Annotated in this window: 16 protein-coding genes; 4 read left to right on the top strand and 12 right to left on the bottom strand. The window is 24.5% G+C overall.

Going from position 1 to position 16109, the window contains the following annotated elements; genetic code table 11:
• Positions 1 to 32: 32 nt before the first annotated feature.
• The 9 genes from BFL38_RS06710 to ispG form a co-directional block, all read right to left on the bottom strand.
• Positions 33 to 566 carry a Gx transporter family protein gene (locus tag BFL38_RS06710; protein WP_069726329.1) on the bottom strand — a complete coding sequence of 178 codons (534 nt, stop codon included), beginning with the start codon at positions 564 to 566 and terminating at the stop codon, positions 33 to 35.
• Positions 567 to 574: 8 nt separating this feature from the next.
• Positions 575 to 937 (bottom strand): NusG domain II-containing protein, encoded by a 363-nt coding sequence (locus BFL38_RS06705; RefSeq protein ID WP_069726328.1) that lies wholly within the window; start codon positions 935 to 937, stop codon positions 575 to 577.
• 16 nt (positions 938 to 953) lie between these two features.
• Positions 954 to 1994, bottom strand: a complete 1041-nt coding sequence (locus BFL38_RS06700) for a CdaR family protein (RefSeq protein WP_069726327.1) — start codon at positions 1992 to 1994, stop codon at positions 954 to 956.
• Positions 1991 to 2773 carry a diadenylate cyclase CdaA gene (gene cdaA / locus BFL38_RS06695; RefSeq protein WP_069726326.1) on the bottom strand — a complete coding sequence of 261 codons (783 nt, stop codon included), beginning with the start codon at positions 2771 to 2773 and terminating at the stop codon, positions 1991 to 1993. The genes BFL38_RS06700 and cdaA overlap by 4 nt, the downstream gene beginning before the upstream one ends.
• Positions 2774 to 2847: 74 nt before the next feature.
• The gene (locus BFL38_RS06690; protein ID WP_069726325.1) at positions 2848 to 3909 is read right to left on the bottom strand and encodes a hypothetical protein; all 1062 of its coding nucleotides are present in this window, start codon (positions 3907 to 3909) and stop codon (positions 2848 to 2850) included.
• Positions 3910 to 4084: 175 nt separating this feature from the next.
• A complete protein-coding gene (locus tag BFL38_RS06685) occupies positions 4085 to 4921 on the bottom strand; it encodes a hypothetical protein (protein ID WP_069726324.1) in 837 nt (278 codons plus the stop codon).
• A gap of 134 nt (positions 4922 to 5055) precedes the next feature.
• Positions 5056 to 6345 carry a hypothetical protein gene (locus BFL38_RS06680; protein WP_069726323.1) on the bottom strand — a complete coding sequence of 430 codons (1290 nt, stop codon included), beginning with the start codon at positions 6343 to 6345 and terminating at the stop codon, positions 5056 to 5058.
• On the bottom strand, positions 6335 to 7687 hold the full coding sequence (locus BFL38_RS06675; RefSeq protein ID WP_069726322.1) for a tetratricopeptide repeat protein: 1353 nt from the start codon (positions 7685 to 7687) through the stop codon (positions 6335 to 6337). The genes BFL38_RS06680 and BFL38_RS06675 overlap by 11 nt, the downstream gene beginning before the upstream one ends.
• Before the next feature lie 39 nt (positions 7688 to 7726).
• A complete protein-coding gene (gene ispG / locus BFL38_RS06670; protein WP_069726321.1) occupies positions 7727 to 8794 on the bottom strand; it encodes a flavodoxin-dependent (E)-4-hydroxy-3-methylbut-2-enyl-diphosphate synthase in 1068 nt (355 codons plus the stop codon).
• 389 nt (positions 8795 to 9183) lie between these two features.
• Here ispG and BFL38_RS06665 point away from each other — a divergent pair, with 389 nt between their 5' ends.
• Positions 9184 to 11181 carry an ATP-dependent helicase gene (locus BFL38_RS06665; protein ID WP_069726320.1) on the top strand — a complete coding sequence of 666 codons (1998 nt, stop codon included), beginning with the start codon at positions 9184 to 9186 and terminating at the stop codon, positions 11179 to 11181.
• Positions 11182 to 11297: 116 nt separating this feature from the next.
• On the opposite strand, the gene BFL38_RS06660 is transcribed toward BFL38_RS06665, so the two are convergent.
• Entirely contained in the window at positions 11298 to 11729 is a 432-nt protein-coding gene (locus BFL38_RS06660) for a PepSY-like domain-containing protein (protein ID WP_069726319.1), read from the bottom strand.
• A 292-nt stretch (positions 11730 to 12021) separates the two neighbouring features.
• Between BFL38_RS06660 and BFL38_RS06655 the strand changes: the two genes are divergently transcribed.
• The 3 genes from BFL38_RS06655 (at position 12022) to BFL38_RS06645 (ending at position 14744) form a co-directional block, all read left to right on the top strand.
• Complete coding sequence (locus BFL38_RS06655) at positions 12022 to 12342, top strand: hypothetical protein (RefSeq protein ID WP_069726318.1); 321 nt, start codon at positions 12022 to 12024, stop codon at positions 12340 to 12342.
• A gap of 5 nt (positions 12343 to 12347) precedes the next feature.
• Entirely contained in the window at positions 12348 to 13331 is a 984-nt protein-coding gene (locus BFL38_RS06650) for a DUF2157 domain-containing protein (RefSeq protein WP_069726317.1), read from the top strand.
• An 84-nt stretch (positions 13332 to 13415) separates the two neighbouring features.
• The gene (locus tag BFL38_RS06645; protein WP_069726316.1) at positions 13416 to 14744 is read left to right on the top strand and encodes a tetratricopeptide repeat protein; all 1329 of its coding nucleotides are present in this window, start codon (positions 13416 to 13418) and stop codon (positions 14742 to 14744) included.
• A gap of 97 nt (positions 14745 to 14841) precedes the next feature.
• Here BFL38_RS06645 and BFL38_RS06640 read toward each other — a convergent pair whose 3' ends face one another.
• Both BFL38_RS06640 and BFL38_RS06635 read right to left on the bottom strand, forming a co-directional pair.
• Complete coding sequence (locus tag BFL38_RS06640) at positions 14842 to 15651, bottom strand: family 1 encapsulin nanocompartment shell protein (RefSeq protein WP_008723064.1); 810 nt, start codon at positions 15649 to 15651, stop codon at positions 14842 to 14844.
• A gap of 33 nt (positions 15652 to 15684) precedes the next feature.
• Positions 15685 to 16035, bottom strand: a complete 351-nt coding sequence (locus BFL38_RS06635; RefSeq protein WP_020064030.1) for a demethoxyubiquinone hydroxylase family protein — start codon at positions 16033 to 16035, stop codon at positions 15685 to 15687.
• Positions 16036 to 16109 lie beyond the last annotated feature (74 nt).

The following is a 16109-nucleotide window of genomic DNA, read 5'->3' as shown; positions in this document are numbered from 1 at the left end:
ATCTAAAAATATAAAAGGCTTTGATAATTATTTTAATTATTGAAGCCTTTTTTATAATTATCATTGCATAATATCATAGTGATAATACCAACTATACTTCCTGTGATAAGCGATAATATAAATACAGGTACTATTAAAAATCTTATATCAGGCAATTTAAATAAATATTTAGATAGAAAAGCCTGAGATAAATTACTTATTAAAGCACCGGCTAAACTCACACCAAATATAGAAAATGTATTTTTAAAATAACTCATTAATTTCATTACTATGATTGATGTTATACCTCCGCATAATCCTAAATAAAAAGGAGGCGTTAATATATAAGCAAAAGCCAAAGCAACAGAAACATTTTTTATAAATATAAGCAGCAGCAGTTCTCTGAAAGTAAATACATCTACAACCATTAATACAATAACAAAAGAAAATCCTATTCTGAAATATGGTATAGGTCTTGGAAACATATTTTCAACAGCGGCAATAAATGATGATAAAAAAGCAAAAAATATTATATCATATATTCTTCTTTTGCCTGTATGAGATTTTATATTTTCTAAAAATAACATAAATATTCCTATTGAACTATAGAATCTATTTCTATATTGTTCTCCATATTTTTTTCAAATCTTATAGATATACCATTGGGCATGCATATTATAGGGGCATTTTTTAGTACACCTGCCTTAATGCATAATTTATCCCTGCAAGGAGAGCTTTCAAACATAATTTGCCTATTGCTTATAATGATTTTTGATTCGCCTAATAAACCATTAACAATAATTTCTCTGTCCGTATTTAAATCATATCTGAAAGATTTGTCATGAGTATCTATTATTATTTTACTGCTTTTATTTGAAATTAGATTCTTAGCATAAAAAAATGAGAAAATAATTATAAATAAAAATATTAGCACATCGCCGTATTTTAATCTTTTCATTATTTACTAATTTACCTTATTCATTAGATGCATTATTTAAATTGTTTTCATTTGTATTTTCATTAGTATTGATGATATTATTATCATTAGTGTCTCTTTCTGTTATCTCAATATCAAAGAATGAAGGTTCTATTTCTAGGAGTCTGGTATGTTCGGGTATATTGGCTTCTACAGATATATTAGAATAAATACCGGAATTAGTTAATTTTTGTAAGTCTATATATAATTTAATATCATCAGGTGATAAATTTGAGAGCATTACTTTATTCGCTTCTAAAATTACTTTATTTATTATAAGCGGGTTAGTATTGTTTATTTTGAATTTGCCGTTTAGATTGTCTATTTTTACCGCAATATTATTAAATTCTTTTCTGTCAAGATTTCTATCAAAGATTATATTAATATTTACCCTTGAAACATCTGATTTGATATTTATAGGTGAATTGATTCTTGATATTGTAGAATAATCAAAATATTTACCTGTTACATCTACATTATAAGTTTTAATTTCATTCATAGATGATACTAAAGTTTTAGGACCTGATATTATAGTGTTGGAAGGATTTACTCTTATATTGTCAATTGTAAGTCCGTAAGAAGTCTTTCCTACTATAGGTACTTTTATAGGTACAGTTTTATATGATAGTTCATCTAGTATTATAGGTATTTGGCTAGGATTAATTATAATGTTCATTTTTGAGTAATCTATGTCGCTATCTAAAAGAACATCATACATATTGCTGCCTATAACAGCATTTGTAAGATCTATATAAGCACTAAATTCTGTAGGAAGTTCATAAATATTATCTTTGAATCCTGTTAAAGTTATTGTAATATATTCAGGTACATCATTCGCTATTAATAATCTTGAAGGGGTGTTTTTTATTTCTATTTTTGCAACATAGTCTTTAGTATATTCTTTTTGATATCTTACAAATAGAAACAATAAAAATGACATTAAAAGACATAATAATTTAATACCTAATCTATTAGTTATACGAGCTAATATCTTTTTTAAATTAAATTTAGTTAAATTCGATGTTTTTTTACTTTTCATTTTTTTATCTCTAAAAGTTCCCCAAGCCTTTTATATAATTCTTCTCTATTTAAATTATATTCTAATATGCCATTATGAACAATAGATACACATTGAGTTTCCTCTGAAACTACAACTACAACGGCATCTGTTTGTTCTGAAATACCAAGTGCTGCTCTATGTCTAGTTCCTAATCTTCTATTTTTTATTTGAGGCTCTATTTCTGTAAGCGGTAGATATGCACTTGCAGCTGCTATTCTATTTTCCATTATTATGGCAGCACCGTCATGAATAGGGTTATTCTTAAAAAATATAGCTTCAATAAGCTCTATGGATATATCAGCATTAAGCTTTACCGCTCTATCAACTAAAGAATGAAGAGATATATTTCTTTGAAAAACTATTAAAGCACCATATCCTTTATATGATAAATTAAATGTGGCACTCAATATCTTTTGTATTTGATCTTCATCATATCTGAATGACTTTTTCAAAAATGCTCTTCCGCCTAGTATTCTCAAAGCATGTTTTATTTCTGCTTGGAATATCACTACAATGGCTATAAGTCCAACTTGAAAGAATTGATCAAATATCCAAGATAATGTAGAAAGTCCGAATACTTTTGCTATTAAGGTTATAAAGAATAATATTATAAAACCTATTGCTATGCTGTAAGCTCTTGTATTATACATAAGCATATATATAATATAAAATAATACAGCAACCAATATTATATCCAGACCATAAAAGAAATATCGCCAATTTGAAGTTGATATAAAATTATTTATTAAATAAAGCATCGTTTTCAATTATATCACAAATATATAATTTGTAAATATTTTATTATTATGTATGATAATAAAATTATCAGTATCTAATTAGAAAATAAATATTTATAAAAGCTGTCAGGCTTTATATAAGGTTTTAATTCATCAATATTTATATTTATAAAACTATATTCTATCTTTTCTTTTGTAAAAAAGAAATGAATAGTTAAAGAACTATCAGTATTAAAATATATTTCAGCATAATTAAGTGAGGTTATATATTCATCAAAATATTCTGAGAAATTATCTTTCTCATAATTGTCTGTTTGTTCTTTTATTTTGTTTTTCAAAAAAGTTCTGAATTTTTCAGTGTCATATACTAAATTTCCTAAGTAATTATTTATTTTTACCAATGAATCTATATCAAATATGCTTACAGAAGATTTATAAATCATATCATTTTCTAAATAGTATACATCATAATAGTTGATAATAGAAAATATATTATTATCAAAGTAATCTGAAATATAAGAAAATTCAGTATGGTTTGAATTATCATTTTGATTATATGTTTTTAGGTTTTTATCGAGATTATCATTCATATCAGAGATTAATTCATTTAATGTAATATTTGTCAAATTTCCTTTATAAATTGCCAAAGATTTATCATCTATGTATATGCTTCCTATAGCACCGGCATTTCCTTCATATTCTTTTTCTATATATATTTCATAAAGACAATGAATAAATTTTATAGTTTTTATGCTGCATTCTGATGATTTATCCTTATTTCTCCATTTACCATTTAAATTAACATACATTTCATTTTTTGAATTGATAATATCGTATAATTGATTTTCATTAAAAGTAAAAGCAAAAATTTCATTATTAGGAGTCTTTATAGTCATACCTTTTTTATCAATACTGCCTTCCAATTTTACAGCATCATTATTGCTTACATATTTATAATGCCCTTTTATTGTTCTGATTTTACCTTCAATAATAGAATTAGGATTTTTTATTTTTATATGCATAGTTATAGGGGAGTTATTTATAGTGCCGTTAAGTGTAAGGAGCAGATATTTATCAATATGAGTATTGTCTAAAGTATTAGGGTATATATTAATAGTTATCATAAATAATAATATTAATATATAAATCTTTTTCATAATAAATACCTTTAATTATTAAAATTTTATATTCTTGTTAAAGAAAATTCGGTTTTTATATTGATAAATTTAATTTGTAAATATAAAAATAATAAAAAACCTGCCTTACAATTTAAAATATAAGACAGGATTTTTATAATATTGATTGTTTTAATTTAACAGCTTATGTCTAAAATTAATTAAAAGCTTTAGGTCCGAATCTGAAACCTACTTGTAAGCCTATATCATAAGTAAATAGTATTGAACTGTCATATCTTCTTTCAGTTTGACCAGCAATACTTCCTTCCTCCAAAGTTATTTCAGTTCCTGAAACCATATCAACACCTGTATATAAACCTATATTCATAGCTATTTTATCTGTAAAGAATATTGAATAATCAAAAGTTATTTTACCATAAAAACCTACAGGATTTACTATTTTATATTTAGCATTATCTCCGCCCATTTTTCCGCTTTCACCATTAAGTTCGCCATACATGCTTACAGCCATAGGAACTATGATACCGCCGCCTATACCTATAGAAAATGCATTAATATTGAATTTAGGTAATATACCAATTTTTAAATTATGTGTGTATGTAGATATTTTAAAACCATCAGGATATCTTCCAACAAGCCCACTAGCAATGTCTTCATCATTAGCACCAGGAACTTTAAGTCCGTCAGTTACATTTGCTTGGTCAAAACTATATTGTCCGAAACTAGAATCAAAACTGTATCCTATTTCTCCTAAAAGGCTTATACCGAAATTATTTAATACCTGCCACATATATCCTACTTGAGCAGATATTCCTGTATCAAATCCTAATCCTGCCGGAGTTTTATAAAGTACATTTGCTGATTGACTCACTGCCCCAGAAGATGAAATATGACTGGAATAATAATTATCTATTGATATTGACATTCCTACTGGTACATTGAGTATGAACTCAAAACCGCTTTCAGCGAATGCCGATGTGCTTAATGCTGCTGCTAATACAGCTGTGAAAATAATTTTTTTCAAGTGTTCCATAAAAAACCCCTTATTAATATTTTTTATTTATAACAATTAAAGATTATTTTCCTTTAATAAGTTATGATTGGTTAATATAAACTATATTTTGTTAATTGCATTTGAAGTATGCTTTTTTTTAAATACCTCAAAAATTATTTTAAAATTTTTTTGAATATGCTGTATTTTGAAATTAATTCTATATGGCGTGTATATTGTTCTTTAAAATTTTTGTAATAATGTTTTGTGAAATTATAAAGCTCTATATATCCTATGTCTGTTTTGTGATAGTTATTTTTTATTATTATTTTATAAATTGAATATTCATCTTTTTTTGTTAGCTTTATAGGTTCGTATTCATTATTATTTTCTATATCGATTTTTTTTAATTCTTCTATATTTTTTTTTAAAAATAAAAAGTCATCATTAGAAATCCTATCTGTAAAGTATAAAAAAATTAATATTTTATCATTGAAAAAATTCGTATAATTCTTTATATATCTATTATGTTCTGTCTGATATTCAATTAATTTTTTATTGAAGTCAATATATTCTTCCAGATATGAATCATTTTTATAATCTTCATAAGAAAATACTTCAAATATTTTTATAAGATTTTTTTTATAAAATGTTTCTTTGTTTTCTATTTTGAATCCCATATATAAATATTCTTTTTTTTCTTTCTTATCTTTTTTTAATGATTTATAAAATTTTTTGTATGATTTTAAAAGTTTATTATGTTCATCTTCTGTTATTTTTTCTTGTTTGAAATTATCAAAAATATAAAAAGGTATGAAGTATAATTTATAATCATAATATATCATTTTATTATTATCTTTTGATTTGTAATTTTGAATATTGTTATATAAGCATTTTATTTTGGCATTTATGATATTATAATAATTATTATCTTTGCTGTATAAAATATCTTTTAATTTACTTCTCTCAAGTTCAAAATACTCTGCTATTATGTCAAATAACTCAATTTCTTCTAAAGAATAAAAATAACCTTCTTTTCCTTTTTCTTTGCTTTTTAATTTATATGCCGGAAATACTGATTTTATATATTGACTTTGCTTTATTCTTTCTTTTATTCTTTTTATATATTCTTCGCTGTCTATTTTATTGTTATATAATATATTGTAATATTCTATAAAGGCATCTCTGCTTAAAAAATATGTATGTGATTTATTTATTATGCTGATTATCTCATTTTTATTTATATATTTTATCTTTTCAGAACTGTCATAATCAAATATATCATTATTTTTTATGATTACTTTTCTTACTTTATAATCTTTATTAGTGTCTTTTTCTCTTCCGGATACACTTTCAATTATGTAGATATTTTTACTAGCATTTATTATCTCCTTCAAAGAAGAAATATGTTTTTTTGAATCTTTATAATTGAATTCTATATTTTTTGTATTTATATCAAATACCATATTCTATAATCCCCATTATTATTTCTTCTATTCTTTGGTAATATTTGCTTTCTTTTTCAATATTATCTTTGGCTTTATTAAGATAATACAATGCTTCTTCTTTTAATTTATAATCTAAAAAAGATATATCATATAATTCATATACAGCAATTCCTTTAAGATAGAAATACCAAAAATCATTTTTCTCTTTTAAATATTCAATATATTCTAAAGCTTCATTGCATAAATTTCCTGCAACATGAAAATCATTTTCATATTTATAAATATCAGATAATCTCAAAGTATTAATTATTAAATTAATATTAATATTATTATTAATTTTATGTTCGCATACATTTTTATAATATTTTACTTTTGTATAATTTTTATTGTTTTTATCCACTTTAGAAAATATTTTTAAAGCTTCTTCATAATTTTTTTTATTGAATTTTAATTTGCCGCTATTATAGTAGCCTTCAGAAAAATCATTAATATCATCATCTACTTCAATATCCAAAAATATTTTTTCAGATCTCTCTAAATTATAATTGCACCAAGCTATGTAATGATCGCATTTTATTATATCTAAAGGCGAATCAAATTGATTTCTTACGAATATTTTCTGTGCCTTTCTGAAACCTTTTAAAGCTTCTTCATAATTTTTTAATGTGTAATAAAGTTTTGCTCTGTTATAATAACTTTCAGCCTGTATTGAATTAATACTGATTGATTTATTGAAATCTTCCAATGCTTCATCATATATTTTAAGATTATATTTTAAAAATCCTCTTAGATTATAGGCTTTATAATCATCATTATTTTTATTAATAAAAAAGTTATAATTTTCCATTATGTCTATATAATCATATTTCGCTTTTTCTCTATTAAAATACTTTATATAGTTCTTTATTTGAGAGGAAGTTTTTAATATAAGTTTTTCTTTATCATAATAGGATAGCGGATTTTTAATGAAATTTTTTATATGTTTTTTTATTATAAAATTATTAGATACATTTTTTAAATATTCTATATCCAGCTTCATTAATAGTTCTAATTCTTTTGTATATTCATTATTTTTTGATTTATATATTTCTAATAATTTTTTGCAGGTTTTATATCTATAGCAATATGCTAATAAATAATATTTATTTGATTTTATTGCCTTTGAAAAGTATTCAATGGATATTTTTAATTTATCTTCATCGTTTTCTAACTGCATTAAATAGGCAAATAGAACATACAATTTATAGTATTTTAAATCTTCTTTTACTATATCAGATAATAATTTTTCGGATAATAAATACAGATTATTTTTATATGATTCTCTTATGTTGATTATGATATCTTTTATTTTTTTATTCATTATATAAATACAAATTATTCAATATATAAAGAAAATTTATTAGAACTCTTCTATTTTTTTTGTAAGGAAATTTATAATATTATCTTTAGCTACTTTTATAGGTTCATTTTCCTTTTCAAAAAATATAAAATTGCCGTCTCCTGTTCCAGCCACTCCAAAATCAGCATGCCTTGCTTCTCCCGGACCATTTACAACGCAGCCCATAATAGCTATAGTGATATTCTTTTTGATATTCTGAACATGTTTTTCTATAAAGCTGGCTACCTCTTCAACATTAACTTGACATCTTCCGCAGGTAGGACATGATATTATTTCTATAGAAGGTTCATTTCTTATGCCTAAAAATTTAAGTAGCATTCTTCCTGCCATTACTTCTTCTACAGGATCTCCTGTTATGGAGTATCTTATAGTATCGCCAATACCCTGCATTATTAAATATGATAAAGCACTCGTACTTTTTATGAGTGAACTCCTTAAAGTACCTGCCTCTGTTACGCCTAAATGTATAGGATAATCGAATTTTTCTCTAAATAAAGTATTAGCTTCTATTGTAGTTTTTATATCTGAAGATTTTAAAGATACTTTTATATTTGTGAAATCTAAATCTTCCATAAGTTTTATATGTTCAGCAGCACTTTTCACCATGTTTTCAGGAGTTACTTCTTTATATACGCTTCTGTCCAAACTTCCGCCATTTACTCCAACCCTTATTGTAAGATTTCTTTCTTTAGCTTCTTTTATAACTTCTTTTACTTTTTCTTTATCTTTTATATTACCCGGATTAAGTCTTAAAGAATCAATACCGCTTTTCATACTTTCTAATGCCAATCTATAATCAAAATGTATATCAGCAATTAAAGGTACTTTGGTTTGATTTTTTATTTCTTTGATAGCTTTTGCAGCATCCATATCCAAAACGGCAAGCCTTACTATATCAACTCCTGCATCTTCAAGAGATTTTATCTGCTCAACAGTATCTTTTATATTTCTAGTATCTGTATTTGTCATAGACTGTATGCTAATGGGATTGTTTCCGCCTATTAAAACATTTCCAATTTTTACAGTTTTTACTTTTTTTCTTATATCATTAATATTTTCTATATTCATTTTATTTCCTTACTAAACTAATTGCTTTTTAAAAAATTATATTGTTTATAGTATCATTTTAATATATTTTTGCAAATGTATTTTAGTAGTTTATATGCAATTTATCAAATATGTTTTATCTATATATAGAGATTTGTTATAAAAATATTAAGTTAAGAATTATTAAAGTAATAAATAATTAATGAATATTATATATAATTTAAATAATAATTCTTATAATCAGATTATAGAGTAAATAAATTAATATTTTAATTAATACATTTTGTAATATATTTGAAAACAGTTTTTTATTTAAAATTAAATAATAGTCAAAAATATATGAATTCTAAATTTTACATTATTTTAATATGATATATAATAGCTTTTCAAAATGAGAGGTATTTTTTATTATGGCATTAATGTTAAATGAAGAACAAAGACAAGCAGTAGAACATATTGACGGACCTTTGCTTGCATTGGCTGGAGCAGGATCCGGAAAGACTAGAGTTATTACAGAGAGAATCGCATATTTAATAAAGCATGGAGTTCTTCCTAGTCAGATACTCGCTGTTACTTTTACCAATAAAGCTGCAGCTGAAATGCGTGAGCGTATAACAAAATTACTAAAAGAAAAGCCGAAGCAATTAGTAGTAAGTACATTCCATTCTTTTTGTGTTAGAGTGCTGAAAGGAGATATTGAAAAGTTAGGATACAAAAATAATTTTAGCATTTATTCTTCATCTGACAGCCGTACTTTGATAAGAAATATTTTAAGAGAAATAAAAGTTAATACTCTCAATTATGATGAGGGATTATTCGCTTGGTATATAGACAGATATAAAAATAATTTGATAAAGCCTTATGAAGTGGAGCCTCATGATGATTTGGAAAAAATTGCTAAGAGAGTTTATGAAGTTTATCAAAGCTATTTAAAAGGATATAATGCCGTTGATTTTAATGATCTTATTAATCTGACAATAGATTTATATATAGAGTTTCCGGAGGTTCTTGAAAAATATCAGGAAAGATTCAGATATATAATGGTAGATGAATATCAGGATACTAATTTTGCACAATACAAACTTACAACTTTGCTTGCATCAAAATACAGAAATATTGCCGTTGTAGGAGATGATGATCAAAGTATATATGCATTCAGAGGTGCTGATGTATCTAATATATTATCATTTGAAAATGAGTATCCGGATGCAAAAATAGTAACGCTTACAAAAAATTACAGAAGTACAAAAGCAATACTTGAGGCAGCACATTCAGTAATAAGCAATAATACTCAAAGAAAAGATAAAAAAGTAGTTGCTGAAGGTGAGGAAGGAATACCTCCTACTATAATGCCATGCGAAGATGAGCGGGAGGAAGCTCAATTTGTTGCGGATTCTATAATAAATTATTCTATAAGCAAAAGATTAAATTATGAAGATTTTGCTGTACTTTTTAGAATGAATTCTCAGTCAAGACTTTTTGAAGAGGCTTTCAGACTTAGAGGTTTGCCTTATACTGTTGTGGGTGCTTTTCAATTTTATGAAAGAAAGGAGATTAAAGATATACTTGCTTATCTTAATTTATTTGTTAATCCTGAAGATGAGGTATCTTTGCTTAGGGTTATAAATATACCTAAAAGAGGAATAGGGGCGGTTGCTATAAATAATCTTAATGAAGCTAGTATAAAAAATGGAGTTTCACTATATGAGACATTGCTCAATTATGAGAGTATGGAAGAAATTTCTCCTAAGGCTAAAGCAGGAATAAAAGATTTTCTTGAAGTTATAGAGCATTATCATAATTTATTTACTGTTGATAAAAATGATTTAGAGCGTCCTAAACTATATGAGAACATAAATAAATTTTTAGATATTATTGCTTATCATAATGAGATTTTAAATTCAAGCGATACAAAAGAGCAGGGTGCTAAGAAAATTGAGAATGTAGAATCTCTTATGAATGGGATACTTGAATATGAAAAGTCTAATAAAAATGCTACTTTAAAAAATTATTTAGATAGAATTTTACTTATGAGCATAGAAGAGCAAAATGATGAAGAGGATAAAAAGAAAGGCATTATGCTTATGAGTATACATGCTGCTAAAGGACTTGAGTTTCCTTATGTTTATATATGCGGAATGGAAGACGGTATTATGCCTCATCAGAAAAGTTTAGATGAAAATGGATTGGAAGAGGAGAGAAGACTTTGTTATGTTGCTATGACTAGGGCTAAAAAGCATTTAACTCTTACATATTGCAGAAGCAGAACCAAGATGGGAAGAAAGGTTGAATGTACGCCTTCTGTATTTTTAGAAGAAATGAGCGAGAATTTGCCTGAAGAAATGGCTATGAATGAAGAGGAGTTTTTCTCTAATTTAAAGGCTTCTTTAAGACCTGAAAACAAATAGATTTTAAATTTTTTAAATAAAGTATTTAATTTAAAATAATAAAAGAGGGAGTTATAAAAACTCTCTCTTTTATTTTTAGTATTTTTCATAAATTAATATGCATAATAATATTTTTATTAATCATCAAATTTTTGTCCGATTAACTCTCCATTAGCAGAGATGAATAATTCCATAAAGTTATTTAATTTAACTTTATAATTACCCCATTCTTTTTCTATATCTATTACAGCAGCCTGAGGATAAGTATTTCTTATAGTGCTAGCTATATTAACAGGTAAAGCAGAGAATGGTACAGCATTATACTCACCATCTATGCTATGCCAATCACCATTGTATAAGAAATCTATTTTAGCTCCATTAGATAATTTTACCTCAAATTTTCCGTCATCTCTCTCTACTTTCCATATTTGTGTATTCGGATAAATTTGCTGTATGAAACTTCTAGCATTTTGAGGAAGCGAAGAAGCTGGTACTACCCAATCAGCAAAAGCACTTGAAGTAGAAATTATAGTTAAAGTTATTAATAAAGCGAATAATTTTTTAGTCATAGTAAATCTCCTTTTGTTTTTATTTTTTATTGTTTTGCTATATGTAAATTATCTTTACAATTATAAGTATAGCCTAAATACAAATTTTGTCAATATAATTTACATATAATTTACAAAAAATTTACTTAAAATATGTATTTTTATAGATATAATAATACATATTATACATAGTCTTTTGTGAATATATATAAAAACTTAATAAATGTAAAATTTAATTACATTTATTAAAATGTTATACAAATATTCATATTTAGCTATTGCAATTATTTGATTATAATATTTAATTGTATATATGAGCAGTAAAGATTTACAATTAATATCTGATAAATTAAATGAACTCATTTCATATTTGGAAAATAATGATTTGGATAATTTTTTCAAACATAAAGATGAATTTTGCAATTTGATAATATTAGAAAATGCAGACAGTATTAATGATAATATAAAACTTGAGATTGAAAATATTGTTCCTGCCAATTTGATGAATACTTTTATAAATTTTATTAAATATATAAGAGCTTTAAGAAGTATGAATCATAATGATAATGATTATACTAGATATACATTGGATAATATGAAATTTATAAAAACACAAATATTTAAAGACTATTAAATATCATGGGAAGCAAAAAGAGATTTTTACTTAAAGAGTTAAAAAAGTGGAATAAAGATAATCTCATAACTAATGAACAGTTTGAAGTATTATCTAAAATGTATAGAGATGATTATATAGATTGGCAGCCCATTATAAAAGCTATAATGATAACAGGTATTATAATGGTAGCTATTGGATTTATTGCTTTTATAAGTTTCTATATTTTTTCTCTTTATTTTATAGCATTTTTATTCGCTTTGCTTTTTTTATTAGGATTTATAATTGATGAAATACTTAAAAGAAAAGATATTTACTTACCTAAAACTTCTTCTGCAATAATAGCCATTTCTTCTATATTTTTATCAGCATTTATTTTTACTTTATCATATATTATAACTCATAATAAAGATAATTTTATTTTATTGTCTCTTATAAGCATAATGTTATTTTTTATAATAGCATATATAAAGAAAAACTATGCTGTATTATCTATTGCTATAATAGGTTTAATAACTTGGTATGGTTTTGAAGGTTTCGATATATCTGGAATTGATTTAACACTTAATAATTACATAAGATTTATTATAACAAGCATATTAATGTTTTTAATAGGAATAACTGATATCAATAAAAAAATTTCAGATGGATATTCTAATTTTTCAATCATATATTACACGGTTGGAATATTATATTTAAATATAATACTTGCAATAATGTCAATATTTGGAAATAATGCAGAGCCTATAATATTTGAATACGGTTCATCTGAATTGTTAATATATAGTTTATTATTTTTATTTATAGATATAATTATTTTTGTAATAGGCTATAAATTAAAAAATTCTTTAATAGTAGGGTATTCAATATTTTTTGTTATTCTTAATCTTTATATAAGATATTTTGAATATTTCTATTTGAAAATGAATACTTGGATATTTTTTATAATATTGGGTTTATCAACCATATTAATAGGTGTAATAATAGAGAGAATAATAAAATATAAATAGTATAAATATAAAAAATGTATATTATATATTGTTTAATAAATAATTTCATAAATTTATAATTCATAAAAACTATTGAGGTTATTTATGGGCAGTATAGATATAAGATACATAAAAGAATTATTACAAAAAAAAGAATATGAAGAAGTAATACATATATGTGGTGAAAATTTAATACATCGTTATAATAAGAAGAATATAGAATTATACTTATACAGAGCAATAGCATATTTGAATCTTAAATTATATTCAAAATTTATTATAGATTCTAGTAAAGTACTAGATTTTGAAGGTTCTGATTTAATAATTTTTAATTCTAAAGGAATAATTAGTTTTTATTTGAAATCATATAGTGAAAGTATATCATATTTGGATAAGGCAATTCAATTAGATAAATATTGTTCTGAAGCCTATTATTATAGAGGATTATCAAAATTCTATATTATGTCAAACTATATTAATAGTATAAGAGATTTTCTTTATTTAGATTTTCTCCATTTTTATCATGATATTCTAGATGATTTAAAAATGGCCAAAAAACTTGGATATGAATATACTAATATAGATAATTATCTTTATTTATTAGATTCTTATTTAGAATTACGTAACAATAATATAAAAATCCATAAATCAATTTTTGATGAAATATTTTATTACGATGTTTATAATAATATTAGATTTATAGATTATTATAATAAATATGTTAATGAAATGACTTCAAATTTTAATGTTGACTTATTATTAAATAAATATTTAATAAATGATAATAAATATAAAAATGAAATATATAAAAATAAGACTGATGATCCTCATATAGCTAGATTAAAAATTATGTATGATGGTGAAATGTTTGATAATCACCAGATGAATGCTTCTGATTTATCATTAATTGTAAGCTCTGTAGAAAAAATATTTTTAAAAATTAATGAAATTGTTAATAAAAATTTTGTAAAAGTAGATGTAAAAGTAGATGCTAATTTTATAAAAGGAAGCTTTGGAATAGAGTTTGTTATAATTATTGAATTAGTAAAAGAGGCATTTTTAATTCTTAATAGCTATGGAGTTACCGCCATATTAAATGCCAATGGTTTAACTGAAATGTTTTATAAAATAGCTCATTTCTTTATAAAATGTAAAAATAATAAAAAATTAGAAATTAAAATAAAAAAAGATAATATTGAAGAAATCGAATATAATCCTATTTCAGGAATATCATCAAAAAAAATGGTTAATTCAATGACATTAGAAATGAATATTGATGAGTTTTCTGAGGATATGAAAGATATGATTTTAATTATTATGAAAGATAAAGTTTCTAATATGACTATTGAAACCAATGATGATAAAGAAACTATTACTAAAGAAGATATAGATAAAAATAATTTTGATGATTCTAATAATGATGAAAAAAATTAATTTATTAAAATATTAAATATTATTTTTTATAAAAATACCTGCAGATTTTATATAACCTGCAGGCTTATAATTTTTAAAGAGTTATTATGAAATCAAACTATTCTAAAACAACTATTGCATTAGAGTCTTTAATTCTAGGTATAATAGTTTCCATTATTCTAAAACTATGATTTAAATCTTTCTGTTCTAAATATGCAGTAGACATATCTATTCCAACAGCTAAATCCATATACTGAGGCTCTGAACAAATCAATGCTGCTTTCTTTCCTTTAATAACAGGTACATTATAAAGATTTCCAATCATGCTGGATATTCTCTGTGCCTCTGTCATTCCTGTACCTTGCTGTATTCTTTGCAAATCAAAATATAATGATTGGCTTAAACATAATACAAATCTTCCTACAATGCCTTTTTCTCTAATCATATTTATAGCTTTTACTATATCTGTATAAGGGTTCTCACCCTGTCCCCAATCAGAGATTTTTAATTTTTGTACTCCTTCAGCATTGAGTATTCCTTTTAATTCAAGAAAATCATTTCCATTGAATATTAAATTATCTTCTTTGTTAGCAAGTGTCTGAGCTGCCTGAGATACAATAGATAAATCTAAAGGAAGTTTATTTGAAATATTATTTTCCAAATCTCTCCATAATAAAGTAAAATCCTGATAAATCTGAGGAAGCTCAACAGATTTTCTTCCTGAAGTCTTTACAAAACCATCTTCAAAAACTTCTTCTCTATCGCTTTTATCATACTGAACACTTATAGCACCTGCACCAAGAGGTCCGTAAATAGACAAAAATCTTCTTCCTATAAGTGTTCTGCTTGCTGTTTCAACAACAACTTTATCTATATTCTGCCAAAAATTTTCTTCAAAAGGCGAACTTTCTCTAGCTAAATAATCCATATATATCCTCCTTTATGTTTTATTATTGCTTTATCAGTCTTTTTTCAAACTTCCAACTGTAAGCCCGGATAAATTAGGCTCTTTTATTCCAAGCTCTTCCATCATCTCTTTAACCTCTAATTGACCGGATTCAAAATGTTCTGCTTCTTTAGGATCTAAATGTCTAAGCAAAGCCATAAGCTCTCCTACATGTGCTTTTTCTTCATCTCTTATGTCGGCTAATACTGCCTTTGCAACAGGGTCATCTGTAGCCATAACATGAGCATCATACAAATATATAGCTTCCAATTCTCCGGCAATATCAAGTCTTACTGCTTGTATTAATTCTTCTTTAGTTACTTTTCTATTCACATTTGCATTAAACGGATTTGCAAAACTAGGCATAATATTAGTCTCCTTTTTTATTTATTTTCTTAATAGTATTAATTACTAATAGATAGTATATATAATTAAAAAAT

It is taken from the genome of Brachyspira hampsonii, assembly GCF_001746205.1.
In the GTDB taxonomy this organism is placed as follows: Bacteria; Spirochaetota; Brachyspiria; order Brachyspirales; family Brachyspiraceae; genus Brachyspira; species Brachyspira hampsonii_B.
The sequence above is the reverse complement of the archived record's forward strand: the minus strand, read 5'-3'. Positions and strand labels throughout refer to the sequence as shown.